The organism is Stenotrophomonas maltophilia group sp. RNC7 (assembly GCF_030910085.1).
In the GTDB taxonomy this organism is placed as follows: Bacteria; Pseudomonadota; Gammaproteobacteria; order Xanthomonadales; family Xanthomonadaceae; genus Stenotrophomonas; species Stenotrophomonas sepilia.
Map to the genome: position 1 here is coordinate 1 of NZ_JAVFVN010000056.1, position 17,236 is coordinate 17,236.

14 protein-coding genes are annotated in these 17,236 nt (G+C 67.7%); 5 read left to right on the top strand and 9 right to left on the bottom strand.

The genetic code is table 11. The features are described from left to right. Positions 1-214 precede the first annotated feature (214 nt). The 4 genes from betT to RCF13_RS00330 all read right to left on the bottom strand — a co-directional run bounded on the left by betT (position 215) and on the right by RCF13_RS00330 (position 3,531). On the bottom strand, positions 215-2,194 hold the full coding sequence (gene betT, locus RCF13_RS00315) for a choline BCCT transporter BetT (RefSeq protein WP_134968380.1): 1,980 nt from the start codon (positions 2,192-2,194) through the stop codon (positions 215-217). A 183-nt stretch (positions 2,195-2,377) separates the two neighbouring features. After that, the gene (locus RCF13_RS00320; RefSeq protein WP_061479848.1) at positions 2,378-2,758 is read right to left on the bottom strand and encodes a VOC family protein; all 381 of its coding nucleotides are present in this window, start codon (positions 2,756-2,758) and stop codon (positions 2,378-2,380) included. A gap of 96 nt (positions 2,759-2,854) precedes the next feature. Continuing rightward, positions 2,855-3,178, bottom strand: a complete 324-nt coding sequence (locus RCF13_RS00325) for an SMR family transporter (RefSeq protein ID WP_134968381.1) — start codon at positions 3,176-3,178, stop codon at positions 2,855-2,857. Next, entirely contained in the window at positions 3,178-3,531 is a 354-nt protein-coding gene (locus tag RCF13_RS00330) for an SMR family transporter (protein WP_061479846.1), read from the bottom strand. The genes RCF13_RS00325 and RCF13_RS00330 overlap by 1 nt, the downstream gene beginning before the upstream one ends. A 160-nt stretch (positions 3,532-3,691) precedes the next feature. On the opposite strand from RCF13_RS00330, the gene RCF13_RS00335 reads away from it, so the two are divergent. Beyond that, positions 3,692-4,543: a LysR family transcriptional regulator gene (locus RCF13_RS00335; RefSeq protein WP_005416961.1), complete on the top strand. Its 852-nt coding sequence runs from the start codon at positions 3,692-3,694 to the stop codon at positions 4,541-4,543. A 102-nt stretch (positions 4,544-4,645) separates the two neighbouring features. Here the strand turns inward: RCF13_RS00335 and RCF13_RS00340 are convergent, their stop codons facing one another. Continuing rightward, complete coding sequence (locus RCF13_RS00340; RefSeq protein WP_134969224.1) at positions 4,646-5,566, bottom strand: M14 family metallocarboxypeptidase; 921 nt, start codon at positions 5,564-5,566, stop codon at positions 4,646-4,648. Positions 5,567-5,698: 132 nt separating this feature from the next. On the opposite strand from RCF13_RS00340, the gene RCF13_RS00345 reads away from it, so the two are divergent. From RCF13_RS00345 to RCF13_RS00355, 3 genes are all read left to right on the top strand, one after another. After that, entirely contained in the window at positions 5,699-7,780 is a 2,082-nt protein-coding gene (locus RCF13_RS00345) for a TonB-dependent siderophore receptor (protein ID WP_134969223.1), read from the top strand. Positions 7,781-7,842: 62 nt separating this feature from the next. Beyond that, complete coding sequence (locus tag RCF13_RS00350) at positions 7,843-9,615, top strand: chloride channel protein (protein WP_231352154.1); 1,773 nt, start codon at positions 7,843-7,845, stop codon at positions 9,613-9,615. Positions 9,616-9,744: 129 nt separating this feature from the next. After that, positions 9,745-10,461, top strand: a complete 717-nt coding sequence (locus RCF13_RS00355; protein ID WP_134969222.1) for an MgtC/SapB family protein — start codon at positions 9,745-9,747, stop codon at positions 10,459-10,461. Positions 10,462-10,491: 30 nt separating this feature from the next. Here the strand turns inward: RCF13_RS00355 and RCF13_RS00360 are convergent, their stop codons facing one another. Next, positions 10,492-10,896, bottom strand: a complete 405-nt coding sequence (locus tag RCF13_RS00360; RefSeq protein ID WP_134969221.1) for a MerR family transcriptional regulator — start codon at positions 10,894-10,896, stop codon at positions 10,492-10,494. Positions 10,897-10,959: 63 nt separating this feature from the next. Between RCF13_RS00360 and RCF13_RS00365 the strand changes: the two genes are divergently transcribed. Beyond that, on the top strand, positions 10,960-11,787 hold the full coding sequence (locus RCF13_RS00365; RefSeq protein WP_134969220.1) for a class I SAM-dependent methyltransferase: 828 nt from the start codon (positions 10,960-10,962) through the stop codon (positions 11,785-11,787). A gap of 79 nt (positions 11,788-11,866) precedes the next feature. Here the strand turns inward: RCF13_RS00365 and RCF13_RS00370 are convergent, their stop codons facing one another. From RCF13_RS00370 to RCF13_RS00380, 3 genes are all read right to left on the bottom strand, one after another. After that, complete coding sequence (locus RCF13_RS00370; protein WP_061479839.1) at positions 11,867-12,157, bottom strand: hypothetical protein; 291 nt, start codon at positions 12,155-12,157, stop codon at positions 11,867-11,869. 121 nt (positions 12,158-12,278) lie between these two features. Continuing rightward, complete coding sequence (locus RCF13_RS00375) at positions 12,279-13,115, bottom strand: OmpA family protein (RefSeq protein WP_061479838.1); 837 nt, start codon at positions 13,113-13,115, stop codon at positions 12,279-12,281. A gap of 64 nt (positions 13,116-13,179) precedes the next feature. Then, a partial coding sequence (locus RCF13_RS00380; RefSeq protein WP_308140688.1) for a YadA-like family protein occupies positions 13,180-17,236 on the bottom strand: 4,057 nt, incomplete at its 5' end.

Consider the following 17,236-nt stretch of genomic DNA (forward strand, 5'->3'; position numbering starts at 1 on the left):
GCAGTTCCTGCACCTGAGCCGGTGATGCGGTGGGGGCGGGCCGGTGGTGCCCACACCCCCGAAGAAGCCGCGCCCCCCCCCCGGGGCCGGTGGGGCCCGCCCCCCCCCCCCACGGGCGGCGGGCGCCCGGGCGGGGGGGCGGGGGGCCACCTGGCCCCCGCCCTGGGCCGCGCCTCTACTGGGGTGGGCGGACCAACGGTCCGCACCCACCGCATCACCGGCTCAGGTGCAGGAACTGCAGGTGCCGTTCGTACTGGCTGATGATGTCGTTGATGATCTGCTTGCGGCTGTAGCCCACCAGATCGTAATCCTGGCTGCCTTCAAACAGATGCACCTCGGCGCGGTAGTAGCGTTGGTTGCGCAGCTGCTGGGCGGCGAACGACGGGGTCAGGTAGCCACTCAGGATCACCCGGTACAGGAAATCCTGCTGCTCGCCGTGGTTCACCGTCAGCTCCATGTCGCCGGCCTCGAAGCGCGTCGCCACGTCCCAGCCCTGCCCGCGCAGCTGCTCGGCCACCGCCTCCATCGCCGGCTTCACCGTGTCATCCATGAAGCGGTAGACCTGGTCGCGCACCGGGAAGTGCATGGCCTGGCTCAGGCGCTGGCGCCAGCCCTGATGATGGCGATCGTCTCCGATCAAGGGCGACGGCCGGTATTGCAGCGCGCGCTTGCGGTGCGACTCGTCACTGAACGCGCGGGTCAGGCCCCACATCATCAGCAACAGGATCGCCGAGAACGGCAGCGATGCCAGCACCACCGCCGATTTCAATGCATCGATGCTGCCGGCCAGCAACAACCCGGCGGTCAGCACCGCGATCACCGTGCCCCAGAACACGCGCAGCCAGCGCGGACCATCGTCTTCGGGTGATCCACCATGCGACGACAGCGTGGACAACACCACCGCCCCCGAATCAGCGGAGGTCACGAAGAAGATGAAGCTCACCAGCACCGTCACCGCGATCACCGTGCGGCTCCACGGGTAGCCATCCAGCAGTGCATACAACACGGTCGGTGGGTCATCCACCGCCAGCTGTGCCAGTTGCTGCTGGCCGTGGTGGAGCACCTGGTCCAGTGCGCTGTTGCCGAAGATCGACAGCCAGGCCAGGGTGAAGCCGAGCGGGATCAGCAGCACCCCGAATACGAATTCGCGGATGGTGCGGCCACGTGAGATGCGCGCGATGAAAAGGCCGACGAACGGTGCCCAGCCGATCCACCAGGCCCAGTAGAACACCGTCCAGCCGCCCAGCCATTCCGGGCGACCGCCGTAGGCGTATACGTCGAAACTCTTGCCGACCACGCTGCCCAGGTAATCGCCCAGGTTCTGCATCAAGGTGCTGAACAGGTACTGCGTCGGCCCGGCAAACAGCATGAACAGCACCAGCGCGATCGCCAGCAGCATGTTGATGTTGGCCATCCAGCGCACGCCCTTCTCGACGCCGGACACGGCCACGGCCACCGCCGCGCCCATCATGCTGACCACCAGGATGATCTGCACCAGGTTGGAGTGCGGAATGTTGAACAGGTGCGACAGACCGGCATTGAGGTGCAGCACGCCGAAGCCCATGTCGGCACCGATGCCGAATACGGTGGCGACGATGCCCAGCGCATCCACGATGTAGCCGATCGGGCCGTTGATGCGCTTGCCGATCAGCGGGTACAGCGCCGAGCGCAGGGCCAGTGGCAGGTTGTGGCGATAGGCGAAGTAGGCCATCGCCATCGCCGCCAGCGCGAACACGCCCCAGCCGTGCAGGCCCCAGTGCAGGAACAGCAGCTGCATGGCCTGGCGCGCGCCAGCCTCGCCTGCGGCCGGATCGCCCTGCGGCGGCTGCAGGTAGTGGGTCAGCGGTTCGGACACGCAGAAGAAGAACAGGGTGATGCTGATGCCGGCGGCGAACAGCATGCCGGCCCAGGAGAGGTAGCTGAACTCCGGCTCGTCATGGTCGGCACCCAGCTTGATGCCACCGTACTTGGACAGCGCCACGCCCACCACGAACACCAGGTACAGGGTCATGGCCAGCAGGTAGTACCAGCCGACGTTGAGGGCGGCCCAGTCCTGTGCCTTGAGCAGAAGGCGGCCCGCGCCGAGCGGGAACAGGCTGACGAACAGCGCGAACGCCACGACAACGATCGCCGCGAAGGCGAACACGGGCCGAAGGGTACGCACCGGGGATTGTTGCGGCTCCAGTACTTCCATGGGGCGGCGTTCTCCGGTAGATCAAAGGGTTAGCCGACCGATTCTGGCTGAACCGCAGTGGACAGAGCATGAAGTTGCGGCCTGCGGTCGCAGGCCCGTCCGCTCATTCCGTGGTATCACGCGCGCGCCGGAGTGCCACCTTGCCCGCGCGGGCTGCGGCGCGGCCACGCGCATCCTGTCCGATCACGACATTACGTGCACCGCACACAGCTTGTTGCCATCCGGGTCACGCAGATAGGCCAGGAACACCTGGCGACCGGACATGTTGCGGATGCCGGGCGGATCTTCGATGGCGGTACCACCGTGAGCCACGCCAGCCTCCTGCCAGGCACGCACGGCCTCTGCGCTGCCCAGACTGAAACCGATGGTGCCGCCGTTGGCATGGCACGCTGGTTGCCCATCGATCGGCGCGGTTACACCGAACATCCGCCCATCCTTGAAGTACAGCAGCCGTCCCTTCTCGTCGAATACGCCCGCACGCGCGTCCATCGCAGCGAACAGCGCGTCGTAGAAGCGACGTGCGGCATCCATGTCGTTCGTTCCCACGGTGATGTGGCTGAACATGCGGGCACTCCATGTGGAAAACCGCAGTGTCGATGAGCATGGGCGACTTCGCAAATCGCTGCATCATCGCCGCCCCGCTCGCGACCGGCCGTGCTGCTACTTGGCGGTGCTGAGCAGCAGTACCGCCGCCGTGACCAGGGCGATGCCAACCCAGCCGATCGGCCGCAGGCGGTTGCCGAACAACAGGCGGCCGCAGCTGGCGGTGCCGATCACGCCGATCGCCCCCCACATCGCATAGGCCGTGGCCAGATCCATGTAGCGCACGGCCTGGCCCAGCAGGGCGAAGGCGATCCAGACCAGGACGATCGCACCGACGCCCCAGCGCCAACGACGGAAACCCTGCGACTTGGCCACCATCATGTTGGCGGCCACGTCGATCAGCGCGGAACAGATCACGAAAAACAGGGCCAGGGTATTCATCAGTGCACCTCCCCGAGGGTGACGCAGACGATGCCGACCACCGCCAACACCAGACCGGCCAGCTGCTGCAGCGACAGGCTTTCACCGAACACGGTGAGGCCGACCACGGTCAGCAGGGTCAGGCCAAGGCCTTCCCACACCGCGTAGGCCACGCCCACGGCGATGCGGCGCACCGACTGCGCCAGGAAGAAGTAGGACAGCGCCAGCGCGCCGGCCATGATCAGGTAGCCGCTCCAGCCGCCATCGCGGGCGGCATGGGCCATGAACGAGGTGCCGACCACCTCGGCGATGATCGCCACGGTCAGGCAGACCCAGGCGGCCAGCGCGCCACGGGCAGGAACAGTACGGGACATGTGAAGCTCCTTGCAGGGCGGGGACCGCGCCGCCTCTTCAATGGGTCCACGGCATGCGTGGAGGGTCCGGAACGCCCCGCAGACAGGGGCGACGGCGGCCAGTATCATCGCCTTTTACGGTGGTATCAAAATGGATTCCATCGACAGGAGCGATGGTTCAATGCCCTATTCCCCCGAATCCCTGCAGGCCTTCGTGGAAGCCGCCGCGCTGGGCTCGTTCTCGGCGGCGGCGCGGCGCCTGCGCAAGACGCAGTCAACGGTCAGTACCGCCATTGCCCATCTGGAGGCCGACCTCGGGGTGAGCCTGTTCGACCGCAGCGGGCGCTACCCCCGGTTGACCGAGGCCGGGCGCCAGGTGCTCGGCCATGCCCAGGAAATCCTCGCCGCCGATGCGCGCCTGCAGCAGTTGAGTGTGCGCCTGGCCGCGCCGGTCGAAGCGCGGCTGACCGTGGTGTTTTCCGACGTGTACCAGCTCGATCCGGAGCAGCGCGTGCTGCAGCGCTTTGCCGAAGCATTCCCGGAGATCGAACTGGAATGGCTGGATGCCGAAGGCGATGACGTGCTGGAGCTGGTCGGCAGCGGCCGCGCCGCGCTGGGCCTGCTGCCGCAACAGGAAAGCTATCCGGATGGCCTGATGGCCCGGCCGTTGGCCCATCACAGCGAACTGTCGGTATACGTGGCGCGCGAGCACCCACTGGCCAGCGCCGGCCGCCGCAGCGCCGCACAGCTGGCGCGGCACCGGCAGGTGCGATTGAGTGCGGAGGTCGATCAGTCCCACATCGTCACCGGCCTGGCCTGGACCGCCACCGACTATCTGATGGTGATGGAGATGGCCGAGGACGGCATCGGCTGGGCCGAGCTGCCGCGGGCACTGGTGCAGCGTTACGACCGCGGGCGACTGGTGGAACTGACGCTGCCCGGCTGGCCGCGGCGCATCCACAGCGACCTGCTCTGGCGCCGCGACGCGCCGCCGGGACCGGCCGCACTGTGGTGGGCCGACGCGTTGGGATGACACAAAAAAAGGGGACGGAGGGGATCAAGTCGTTTGTGGCACAAACGACTTGATCCCCTCCGTCCCCTTTTTCAGTTGCCGGCCAGCGGCCGGCACTACCGGTCAACGATGGGCGAGCGCGTAATCCAGCGCCGCGCACACCGCGGCCACCTGCGCGTCGTTGCACTGCTGCGGGGTCGCCCGGGGGCTGTCCGGGTAGACCTCGGTGGTGGTAGTGAACTTCGCACCGGTGATGCCCGCGCACAGTCCGAGCTTCACCAGCGGATACTCGATCACGCCGTGGGCCACCACCGGCGAGCCGATGATCTCGCCCTTGTCGTCGGCCGGGGCGATGTGGGTCACCTTTTCCACCGCAGCGATGACCGCCTGCTGGAAGGCCGGCTGCGGGTTCTCGCTGTCATCCACCAGGTAGAAGCCATCGGGGATCAGGCCCGGCTCAAACGGCTTGCCGTCACGTGCGGCCAGCGCTGGGCGGAACTCGCTCTCGTCGCTGTCGGTGGTCTCGTGCAGGTCGATGTGCAGCACGAACTGGCCCTTGTACGGCGCGATCAGCTCGATCACCGCCGTTGATTCACGCGCCGGGCCATCGGCGCGGAAGTTGCGGTTCGGGTCGATCGCATCGAAGTTCCAGCGGTTGATGCGCTCGAAACCCCACGGGTTCACGCATGGCGCCACCAGCAGGTTGGCCTTGCCGGCGTAGTCGGCGGCGTGCTTCTCAAGGAATTCCAGCGCGCCCATCACGCCGCTGGTTTCGTAGCCGTGCACGCCACCGGTAACCAGCGCGGCGGGCAGCGCCGGGTTCCAGTCGCGGCTGCGCAGGGCGAACAGGGTGTAGGTCTCGCCAGCGTAGTCGAGCTGGCCATAGGCCACCTTGTCGAAGCGCGAGCCCAGCGACTCGATCCGCGGCAGCACCTCCTCGTCATAGCGACGCAGGCGCTGCTGGCGGCCACGCCACAGCTCCCGTTCCGCCGCTCCCCACGGCTGGCCAGGGGTTCCGACGGGGTAGAAGGCGGCTTGGGACATGGCGGATCTCGGCGAGTCAGGAAGCAATCGCCCACTCTATCACCGGGGGCACAGGCATGAACCGGGGGCGCATTCCAATAGCGAATGGAATCAGCAATAATTCTCATTTACGACCTTCCACAACCCGCACCGATGCCCATCCACGCCCTGCAACCGGCCCGCCTGCCCCTGGCCGCTGCCCTCACCCTGTGCCTGCTTCCGGCCACCCGCGCCTTTGCCCAGGACAGCGCCACTACGCTGGACAGCATCCAGGTCTCGGGCAGCTGGCTCGGCACCGGCCTGCATGACAGCGTCAAGCGCTTTGCCGGCGCACGCACGGTGGTCGACCGCCAGCGCATCGAGGCAAGCGGCGCGGCCAGCATCGGCGATGCCATGCGCCGCATCCCCGGCGTACAGGTCACCGAAAACTCCGGCACCGCCGGCAGTTCCGTGTCGCTGAACATCGGCGTTCGTGGCCTGACCGGGCGCTACTCGCCGCGTTCGACGGTACTGCTGGACGGCGTGCCGCTGGCGGTAGCGCCGTATGGGCAGCCGCAGCTGTCGTTCGCGCCGACCAGCCTGTCCAACATCGAATCGATCGACGTGGTGCGCGGCGGCGGTGCAGTGCGCTACGGCCCGCAGAACGTGGGCGGCATCATCAACTTCAGCACTCGTGCCATTCCCACCAGCGCCGGCCTGCACGGCGAAGCCGGCGTGCGCTACACCGCCTACGACCATGGCGGTGGCGACAGCACCCAGTACAACGCCTTCCTCGGCGGCACCGGCAACAATGGCCTGGGCGCAGCCCTGCTGTACTCCGGCCAGGACGGGCGTGGCTGGCGCCAGGGCAGCGATGACCGCTTCAACGACCTGGCGCTGAAGTTCGCCTACGCCATCGACGAGCAGCAGGAGCTGCGCGCCAAGCTGTCGTACTACGACGTACGCTCACTGACCCCGGGCGGCCTGACCCGTGCGCAGTACGAGGCCGACCCGTTCCAGAACACCCGCCCCACCGACTTCTGGAAGGGTCACCGCACCGGCATCGACCTGGGCTACACCAACACGCTCTCGGCCAACAGCGAGTTCGAGGTGCTGGCCTATTACAACGAGAGCACCCGTGCCAGCTCGCTGATCAATGCCGCCAATACCCAGTTGACCGTGCAGCCACGCGACTACCGCGTGCTCGGCGTCGAGCCGCGCTACACCCAGCGCTTGCACTGGGGCAGCACGGTGCATGACATCACCGCCGGCTACCGCTTCCTGCGCGAGCGCGGCAACGACCGCAGCTACACCGTCACCCGCCGCACCGGCGTGGCCAGCGCCACCAACCGCTTCGACAACGCCACCGATGCGCACTCCTTCTACATCGACGACCGCATTGCGATCGGGCAGTGGCGGATCACCCCTGGCGTGCGCATGGAGTGGATCGACATGGACCGCCGCCAGGCCGGTGGTGCGGCGACGTTCAGCAGCCGCAACAACAAGGCCCTGCCTTCGCTCAACATCGCCTACCTGCTGACCCCGCAGCTGACCGTGTTCGGCAACTACACCACCTCGTTCGGGCCGGTGCAGAACATCCAGCTCAATTCGCAGACCGCCAGCAATCCGCTGAACCCGGAGGTGGCAAAGACCGCCGAACTGGGCGCGCGCTGGCAGGACGGTGCACTGCGCGCGGAAATGACAGTGTTCAAGATGCGCTTCGACAACCAGATCCTGCAGGTGCCGGGGATCACCCCGCCGACCTTCCAGAACATCGGCGCCACCGACCACAAGGGCGTGGAGAGCGCGGTGGAGTACCACTTCGCCGAGGACAGTGCGCTGGCCGGGTTGGAGCTGTACGCCAACTACACCTGGACCAAGGCGATCCAGCAGTCCGGTGACAACCGTGGCCTGGACGTGCCGTTCTACTCGCGCGACACCGACAGCGTCGGCGCCCGCTACGCGCTGGCCGGCTGGACCTTCAATGTCTCCAGCACCCACCAGAGCGGCCAGTTCTCCGACGCCGCCAACACCTGGGCCGAGAGCGCTGACGCGCGCGTGGGCCGCGTGCCGGGCGTGCGCCTGTGGAACGTGCAGGTGGCCTGGCAGGTGCCGGGCCTGGGTGACAGCGAGATCGCGCTGGGCGTGAACAACCTGGCCGACACGCGCTGGTACACCCGCAACGTCGATGGCAACGCCGGCCGCATGGTGGCCGCACCGCGCACCTTCTACGTGCAGGGCCGCTACCGCTTCTGAAGCGGTAACCGCCCGATGCAGTGACGGTGGCGATCACGGTGGCGGCGTATCATGCCGCCACCATGTCACTGCCTGTTTCGCCATCGCGCCTGCATTCGGCCTTCCAGGGCCTGCGCCTGCGGCTGCGCGGCAGCGACCTGTGGTTCATCGCGCTTGCCCTGCTGGTCGGCCTGCTTGCCGGCTACCTGACCCTGCTGCAGTCCGGCATCGCACGCTGGCTGCAGGGCACGCTGTACGGGCTGGATGAAGGGATGCGCCTGAGCTCCCTGCCCTCGATGACCTGGACCGCGCTGCTGGTGCTGCCGCTGGGTGGCCTGCTGGTGGGCCTGGTCAGTTTGGCGGCAACGCGACTCAAGCGGCCCCTGCTCGATGCGGTGGAAGCCAATGCCCTGCACGGCGGCCGCATGTCGATGCGCGACAACCTGATCGTGCTGACCCAGACCCTGCTGTCCAATGGTTGCGGCGCCTCGGTCGGGCTGGAAGCTTCGTATACGCAGATGGGGGCCGGCACTGGCTCGCAGCTGGGCCGGGTGATGCGCCTGCGCCGCAACGACGTGCGCATCCTGGTCGGCGCCGGCGCTGCCGGTGCCATCGCCGCCGCCTTCGGTGCGCCGCTGGCGGGCGCGTTCTATGCGTTCGAGATCGTCATCGGCGCCTACACCCCCGCTGCGCTGGCACCGGTGGCGGTCGCCGCGCTGGCCGGCGCCTTCGTGGCCGACCAGGCCGGCATCGAGGCCTACCTGCTGCCTGCCGCTTCGACCATCGACGTGCGCGCCGCCGACTACGCCATCTACGGCCTGCTCGGCTGCTGCTGCGCGATGGTCGGTATTGTCATCATGCGGCTGATCGCTTCGATCGAGGGCACGGTCAAGCGCAGCCCGCTGCCTGCCTGGGGTCGGCCGGTGGTGGGCGGCCTGCTGCTGATTCCGCTGGCCCTGGCCAGCCCGCAGGTGCTGTCGTCCGGCCATGGCGCCCTGCACCTGGACCTGACCACGCATCTGCCGCTGATCTGGATCGGCGGCCTGCTGACCCTGAAGTGCCTGGCCTCGGGCATCTCGCTGGGGTTCGGCTTCCGCGGCGGCCTGTTCTTCGCCTCGCTGTTCATGGGTACCCTGGTCGGCGCGCTGTTCGCTGGCCTGCTGGCCATGGCCACCGGCGTGCCGGTAATCGACGCCACCTCCGCCGCGCTGGCCGGCATGGCCGCGCTGGCCGCCGCCGTGGTTGGCGCCCCGATGACCATGGCCATGCTGGTGCTGGAAGGCACCCACGACTTCCTGCTGACCAGCGTGGTGATGAGTGCGGTGCTGGTCTCCAGCACGCTGGTACGGCAGTGGTTCGGCTACTCGTTCTCGACCTGGCGCATGCACCTGCGCGGGGAGACCATCAAGAGTGCCCGCGACGTGGGCTGGGTACAGAACCTCAACGCCGGCCGACTGATGCGCAAGGGCGTGGCCACCGCCCCGGGTGATATCGATGCCGCCGCGTTCCGCCAGCGCTTCCCACTGGGCTCGGGCAGCCGGGTGATCCTGATCGACAGCGAGGGTCACTACGCCGGCATCGTGCAGATCCCGCGCGTCTACGGCGACGGCGTGAAGCCGGAGACCGTGATCGGCGAGCTGGCCGAGAACCGGGACGTATCGCTGTCGCCGTCTGCGGACGTGGTCAGCGTGATGCAGCGCTTCGACCAGACCCAGGCCGATGAACTGGCCGTGGTCGGCGCCGACGGCCAGGTGCTGGGCGTGGTGTCCGAAGCCTTCGTACGCAAGCGCTATGCCGAGGAACTGGACAAGCGCCAGCGCGAACTGATGGGCGAGCGCGTCGACGACACCGACTGACCCGGCAAAAAAGGGGACGGAGGGGATTAAGTCGTTTCTGGCACGCTGACTAACCACGCGTGGCGTGGACCGCTGGAAATCCACGCATGGCGTGGATCTACTGTCACTTCGACCGGGTAGACTCCGGCCATGCGCTTCATTGAGACCTTCCAGGCCGGTCCTTTCGCCGACACCGTGGTCAGCCTGCTGGCCGCCTTCGTGCTGGGTACGTTGATCGGTGCCGAGCGCCAGTACCGGCAACGCACCGCCGGCCTGCGCACCAACGTGCTGGTGGCAGTCGGCGCCGCCGCCTTCGTCGACCTGGGCATGCGCATCGCCGGCAGCGCCGAGGCGGTGCGGGTGATCTCCTACGTGGTCTCCGGCGTCGGCTTCCTTGGCGCCGGCGTGATCATGAAGGAAGGCATGAACGTGCGTGGCCTGAACACCGCCGCCACCCTGTGGTGCTCTGCAGCGGTCGGCAGCTGCACCGGCGCGGACATGCTGGCCGAGGGCGTGCTGCTGACCGTGCTGATCATCGCCGGCAACACCCTGCTGCGGCCGTTGGTGAATGCCATCAACCGCATTCCGATCGACGAGGCAGCGACCGAAGCCACCTACGAGGTGCGCCTGAGCGTGGATGCCGATGCCGTGCCGCGGGTGCGCGAGCGCCTGTTCGATGCGCTGGAAGCGGCGCAGTATCCGGTGGGCGATGTGCAGGTGGTCGAGCACGCCGACGCGCCTACCGATGTGATCGCGGTACTGGTCAGTACGGCGGTGAGTGCCGATGAACTGGACGTGGTGCTGGCACGGATGGAGCAGGTGCCGGGCGTGCTGCATGCCACCTGGGAAGTCAGCACCCGCGATTGATGATCCACGCGGGGCGTGGAGGCTCTTCTCTCATGCCCTCATCCGCTGCTCCGCGCGCAACAGTTTCCGGAACGAACTGCACGACCGGGCATCCTCCGCCAGCGGGCATGCCGCCGCGCGTTGCAGCTGACGGCGCACCCGCTGCAACCGGGTGATCTGCCGCTGCAGCACGTCGGCCTGCGCCAGCAGTGCCTCGCGGTCCAGTGAGATGCGTCCATGCTGCGACGGCAGTGATGCACCAATCTGCTGCAGCGAAAGGCCGGCCACCTGGCCAAGGCCGATCAAGGCCAGCCGTTCCAGCACCTGCTCGTCGTACTGCCGGCGCAGGCCGCGGCGCCCCAGCGCATGCAACAACCCCAGCTGTTCGTAGTAGCGCAGGGTCGAGGCCGGCACGCCACTGCGCTTGACCACCTCGCCGATATCCAGTTCACGCACAGGCTTGACCTCAAGTGACCTTCAAGCACCAAGCTATGGGCAACTACCCCGCGAGGCAAGGCCATGGCCAGCACATCTTCCATTGATCAGAACGCCCTGTGGAACGGCCCTGGCGGCCAGGCGTGGGTTGCGCAACAGGCTGTTCTTGACGGCCTGTTCCAGCCGATGGCTGACCTGCTGGTCACCGAACTTCCTGAGACCGTTACCGAACTGCTCGACATCGGCTGCGGCACCGGCGCCAGCCTGCTGGCCGCGGCCGCAGCGCTCCCCGGGGCACATTGCACCGGCCTGGACATCTCCGCGCCGATGCTGGCGCTGGCCCGCCAGCGCGCCGAGGCTGCGGGACTGGTCGCGGACTTCATCGTGGCAGACGCGCAGCGCCATCCGCTGCTGCCCGCGCGCTTCGACTGGATCCAGTCGCGGCTGGGCGTCATGTTCTTCGAGGACAGCCAGGCCGCGTTCGCCAACCTGCATCGTGCCACGACACCCAGCGCCGGGCTGCGCTTCATCGCCTGGCGCAGTGCCGACGAAAATCCATTCATGACCACGGCCGAGCGCGCGATCGGCGATGCACTGGATCTCCCACCCCGCGTACCCGGCGCACCGGGACAGTTCGCTTTTGCCGATGGCGAGCGCGTGCAGCGCCTGTTGCAGGCCGCCGGCTGGAATGACGTGGAAGTGGTTGCGGTGGACCTGCCCTGTTCGCTCGCCCGCGAAGACCTGCCGACCTATGTCGGCCACCTGGGACCGTTGGGACTGGCCCTGCGATCGATGCCGGAAGCCCGCGCCACAATGCTTCGCGAAAAAGCATTGGCCGCATTCGCGCCGTTCATCGAAGGTGACCGCGTTCGTGTGGATGCCGCCTGTTGGTTGATCCGCGCCCGCGCTTGAGAAAAGGGGACGGAGGGGATCAAGTCGCATATGCCCCGGTTGTGCCGGAAACGACTTAATCCCCTCCGTCCCTTTTTTGCTAGAGGGCCTCGCCGGCGTCGGCCAGGCGCGATTCGATCAGGGCGTACCACTGCTGCAGCACGTCGATCAGCATGTCCAGCTCGGCGTCGGCGCGCTGTGCGCGACCGCTGCGCAGGCAGGCCTGGGCTTCCTGCAACTGGGCCAGGAATCCGGCCACGGTGTCGGCCTGCAGGATCAGGCCCGGCAGGCGCCGCCCGGGGATGCGCACCACGGCATGATTGCCGAGCTGGCCGTACACGCTGAGCGTAGCTTCCGTCTTCATGGAGAGTGGCAGGAATTGGGCATTCATCGCGTGCACCGTTTGAAAACCTGAGCCGCAGGCAGGCGTGGACGACGGGGGAGACGTTGCCACGCCTGCCGGCGGTCAGGGGGGACTCGGAATGCCGGGGCACCGCCCCGGCGCAGGAAGGTCAATGTGGCTGTGCCATCCCGGCGATCTGCACGCGCCGGTTCGGTGCCAGGCAGGCAATCAGCTCGCGCCGGTTGCGCTGCTCGCACTGCACGATCGGCTCGGCCGCGCCGCGTCCCTCGGCACTGATGCTGGCTGCAGGCACGCCCCCCTGCACCAGCGCGTTGCGCACGGCGTCGGCGCGGCGCTGCGACAGCGCCTGGTTGTAGCTGGCGCTGCCAATGCGGTCGGTGTAGCCGGTTACCTTGATCGACTGCACCTGCGCGGCCTCGCGTACCTGCGCCAGGATGCCCTGCACCGCCTGCTGGCCTTCGGCGCTGAGTACCGCGCTGTCGAATCCGAACAGCGCGTCGGCCGACAGCCGCAGGGGCTGCTCCGGCAGCGGTGCCGGTGCCAGCGGCGCCGGTGGCCGCGGTGGTTCGAGCACGGCCGCGCACGACTCCGGCTTCCAATACCCGCCCTGCGCGACGCCCTTGCTGTCGAAGCGCACCTGGAACTGGCAGGTGAAGTATTCCGCGCCCTGCGCGGTGCGGAAATTGAACAGGTAGTTCCACTCGCGCACGCCCCACATGCCTTCATTGAAGTGCGGCGTGCCCAGCAGCGTGTACAGCTGCCGCTTGCTCATGCCCGGCGCGAAGCGGCGCAGGTCGGCGACGTCGGGATAGATGCCTTCCTTCAGCGAGGCCTTGGAGGCCTCCGGGAAGTGCACGGCGGTGGCGTCGGCAGGACCGTCGGCGGCCGGCGCATGGCTGCGGCAGGCGGCCAGCAGGCCCATCCCCAGGATCAGGCCCAGCGTGGCGGCACATTGGCCGGCGCGGGCGATGCGATGCTGTTTCATGTCGTTCCCCCTGTAGACGTTTCCGCGATGCCGGGCCGCGGGTGCGGCCCGGCGGCGGGGATTATTACCACTGGATGCCGGCACCGACGGCCACGCCGGCCTCGCCACGGCTGTTGGTCGAACCGCTGAACTTGTAGATCCAGCGGCCGCCTTCGGAGACACCGGAGATACCGACCGCCACGCCCGATTCGCCGTTGTAGCTGCCTGCGGCGATCGAGGCCATGCTGCGGCCCGCCTCGCTCGGCTGCGGCAGCGCTGCGGTGGCCATCGCCGACGCGATACCGGCCGAAGCACGATTGTCGGTCTTGCGCAGGTCGCGCTCGAAGCCGCCCATGCGCTCGTCGGTGTAGGCCTTGGACCAGTCCAGGGTCTGCGCCATGCCCGACTTCAGCTGGTCGACGTTGACGGCATCGGTGCCAGCAGTACCGGCGGCGACGTTGCGCACCGTGGTCGGGCCGCTGCTGGTGCTGCCCAGGGTGACACTGTTGTAGTTGGTCGCGCCGTTCACCGTGGTGTCGTAGCGGATCGTGCCCTGCTGCGAGGCCTGCAGCTGGCGCACGTTGACCGCATCGGTGGCCTGCGAGCCGTCTGCCACGTTGACCACCTGGCGTTCGGCACCGGCGGCACCGACAGAGACCGTGTTGGCCCGGTTCGCCACCGAACCCGCACCCAATGCCACCGAGTTGTCGGCCTGCGCCTGCGAACCATTGCCCAGCGCGGTCGAGTTGGCACCGGCGGCAGTGGAGCCTGCACCACCGGCGGCCGAGTTGGCGCCGCTGGCGGACGGATCGGCCAGGTTGTTGGTGTTGTTGGCGCGGAAGCTGCCCGCCACGTTGGTGATGTTCTGGATCTTCTGGTCGGTGTACTTCTTCGACTCGTCGATGGCGTAGTTCACGCCGTTCTTCAGTTGGCCGACATTGGTCGCGTCGTAGGTGTCCGAGCCATCGGCTACGTGGGTGATCTTGCGTTCGCTGCCGGTGCTGCCGACCGAGACCTCACCGGCCGAGTTGCTGGCACCGGTCTGCCCGTAGGCGCCGGTGTAGCCGCTCTGTGCACCGACGCTGGCGACCGAACCGGCGCCCAGCGCCACGCTGTTGCCGGCACTGCTGCTGGCACCGTTGCCGACCGCCACGCTGTTGGCACCGGCTGCACTGGCCTGCGGACCGACCGCCACGGCTTCCGCACCGGCTGCAGTGGCTGCGGCCGCCGTTGAGTTGACCGCCAGGTATGCGCTGCCACCACCGCCATTGGTGATGCGCTGGTTGAGGACCTTCAGCGAGCCGTCGACAGCGGTGAAGGCAGCGGTGACGTTGTTGTAATCGCCGCTGGTGAAGGTGCCATCGGTGGCGATGCTGGAGATGCTGAACGTCGGCGCGGTCCACACGTTGGTGGTGCCGTTGTAGGCGGTGGTGCCACCGAAGTAGGTGGCGATGGTGCTGTTCGTGCTGAACAGCTGGTCGCCGGTGATGGCATCACTGCTGCCGGCCAGGATGCTGCCGGCGGCGACGTTGGTGATCTTCACCGCGCCGGTGCCGGTACCCGTCAGCGTCACGCTGTTGAGCACGTTGCCACTGCCATCGACGTCGTACTTCACGGCCAGCTTGTCGATCTCGCCGGTCTGGTCCGCGACGTTGGCCAGCGAGTTGCTGACCGCATCGAAGGCGGTACCGACGTCGTTGTAGTTGCCCTTGGTGATCGTGCCGTTGGCGGCGACGTTGTTGATCGAGTAGGTCGGTGCGGTCAGCACACCGCTGGCGTTGACAGCTGCACCACCACCGAGGTGGGTGGCCACGGCCTGGTTGGCGGCGAACAGCTGGGCACCGTTGATGGCCTCGCTGCTGGTGGCACTGACCTGGCCCGGGCCGAGGTTGCGCAGCGTGGTGGCGGTGCCGGTCTGGCCCAACGTGGCGCTGGCGTAGTTGACGCTGCCGTCGCCGTTGAGGTCATAGCGCAGCGCGCCCTGCTCCGAGGCCTGCAGCTGGCCCACGTTGACCGCATCGGTCGCCGCCGTGCCTGCGGCCATGTTGGTGACCTGGCGCTCGGCACCGGCAGCGCCGATCGACACCGAGTTGGCACGATCGGCCAGGCTGCCGGCACCCACCGCGATGCTGTTGGCGGCAGTGGCGCGGGCATTGGTACCCACCGCGATCGAATCGGCGCCGCTGGCCACCGCCTCAGTGCCGGTCGAGTTCACCCGCAGGTACTTGGTGCCACCGTTGCGGATGTCGGTGATCTGCGTGTTGAGGTTGACCAGCGAGCCATCGACTGCGGCGAAGGCATCGGTGGCATTCTCATACAGGCCCTTGGCGATGGCACCGCCAGTGGAGATCGTGCTGATCTCGAACAACGGTGCAGTAAAGACGCCGCTGGCCGGATCGAAAGCCGCACGACCACCGAAGAAACTGGCGATGGCACTGTTGGTCGCCGCCAGCTGGCCACCGTTGACCGCCTCCAGGCTGCCGGCGGTGACCGCGCCAGCGGCAAGATTGCCGATGGTGGTGGTGCCGGTGCCTGCGCCGAGCGTGACCCGGCGATAGTTCGGGTTGCCCGAGCCATCCAGGTCATAGGTGACCGCTGCGGAGGCCACATCGTCGATCAGACTGATGGCGCCCTTCAGCTGGGCCACGTTGACAGCATCGGTATTGGCGCTGCCCGCGGCAAGATTGGTGATCTGGCGCTCGCCACCACCGGCCGTGCCCACCGACACTTCGCCGGCCGAAACCTGCGGTGCGGTGAGGCCGTAGGCGCTGTAGCTGGCCTGAGCGCCGCGCAGTGCAGCGGAGCGGTAACCCAGCGCGACCGAGTTGGCCTGGTTCGAAGTGGCTTCGGCACCCAGCAGGGTCTGTCCGTTGGCGGTGCCCACGGCACTGTCACCGACGACAACCGAGTGGCCCATGCGGGCGGCATAGTCGGCCGTCGGCACGCCGGTCGGATTGCTGGGATCGTTCACGCCATCGCCGGGGAAGGCGACATTGGCATCGACCTTCGGCAGTTCATGGCGTGCATTGGCACCGATCACCACTTCCTTCGAACCGTTGGCGAAGGCGCCGTCGCCCATCAGCACCTGGTAGTCCTGCGCGGCGTTGACCGCCCAGCAGGAAATGTCGGCCAGGGCGATGTCCAGGCACTTGGCCGCCCACGCCGGCGAATCCTTCGGCAGCAGCAGGCCGAGCAGGCCACCCGGGTTGCCGTTGTTGATGTTGTAGATGTAACTGTCGGAGGTGACGCCACCGATCAGCGTCAGGTGCGAGCTGCCGCCGGTGACCGCACCGCCCAGGCCATTGAGCGTGCTGCCGACCGGCGACAGGTTCACCACCGGCAGGCCCAGCACGTTGACCGTCGAATAGGTCTGCATCACGTTGGCGTTGCTGAGCTTGAGATTGCCGTTGCTCAGGTAGCCGTTGCCGCCGAACAGGCTGGTGGTGGTCGGCCCGATCAACTGGCCGACGTTGCCGACCAGACCGCCGGTGCCGATGATCAGGCCCGCATTCGGATCCGCCGGAGCCGGCGCCTTCGGGCTGGTCGGTGGAATCGCCGAGGGTTGGGTCAGGCCGAGGCTGCCCAGCGTGCCTCCCACCAGGCCCCCCACGGCGCTGCCCAGGTTGCCGACGGTGCCATTGAGATTGCCGTTGAGCAGGTTGCCCACCGCGCTTCCGACATTGCCCAGCGTGCTGCCCAGCACGCCGCCCAGGTCGCCGGTGGGGCTGCCGGTAGTGCCGTTGAGAATGCCGCCCACGGCGCCGCCAACCGTGCCGACCGTGTTGTTGAGCGTGCCGCCCACTGCACTTCCAACGGTACCGACAGTGCCGTTCAGAACACCGCCAACTGCGCCACCGACTGCGCCCACCGTGTTGTTGAGCGTGCCGCCCACTGCGCTGCCGACCTGGCCGACAGTGCCGTTCAGCGCGCCGCCCACTGCACTTCCAACGGTACCGACAGTGCCGTTCAGAGCACCGCCAACTGCGCCACCGACTGCGCTTACCGTGTTGTTGAGCGTGCCGCCCACTGCGCTGCCGACCTGGCCGACGGTGCCGTTCAGTGCGCCGCCCACTGCACTTCCAACGGTACCGACAGTACCGTTCAGCGCGCCACCGACTGCGCCGCCAACCGTGCTGACTGTG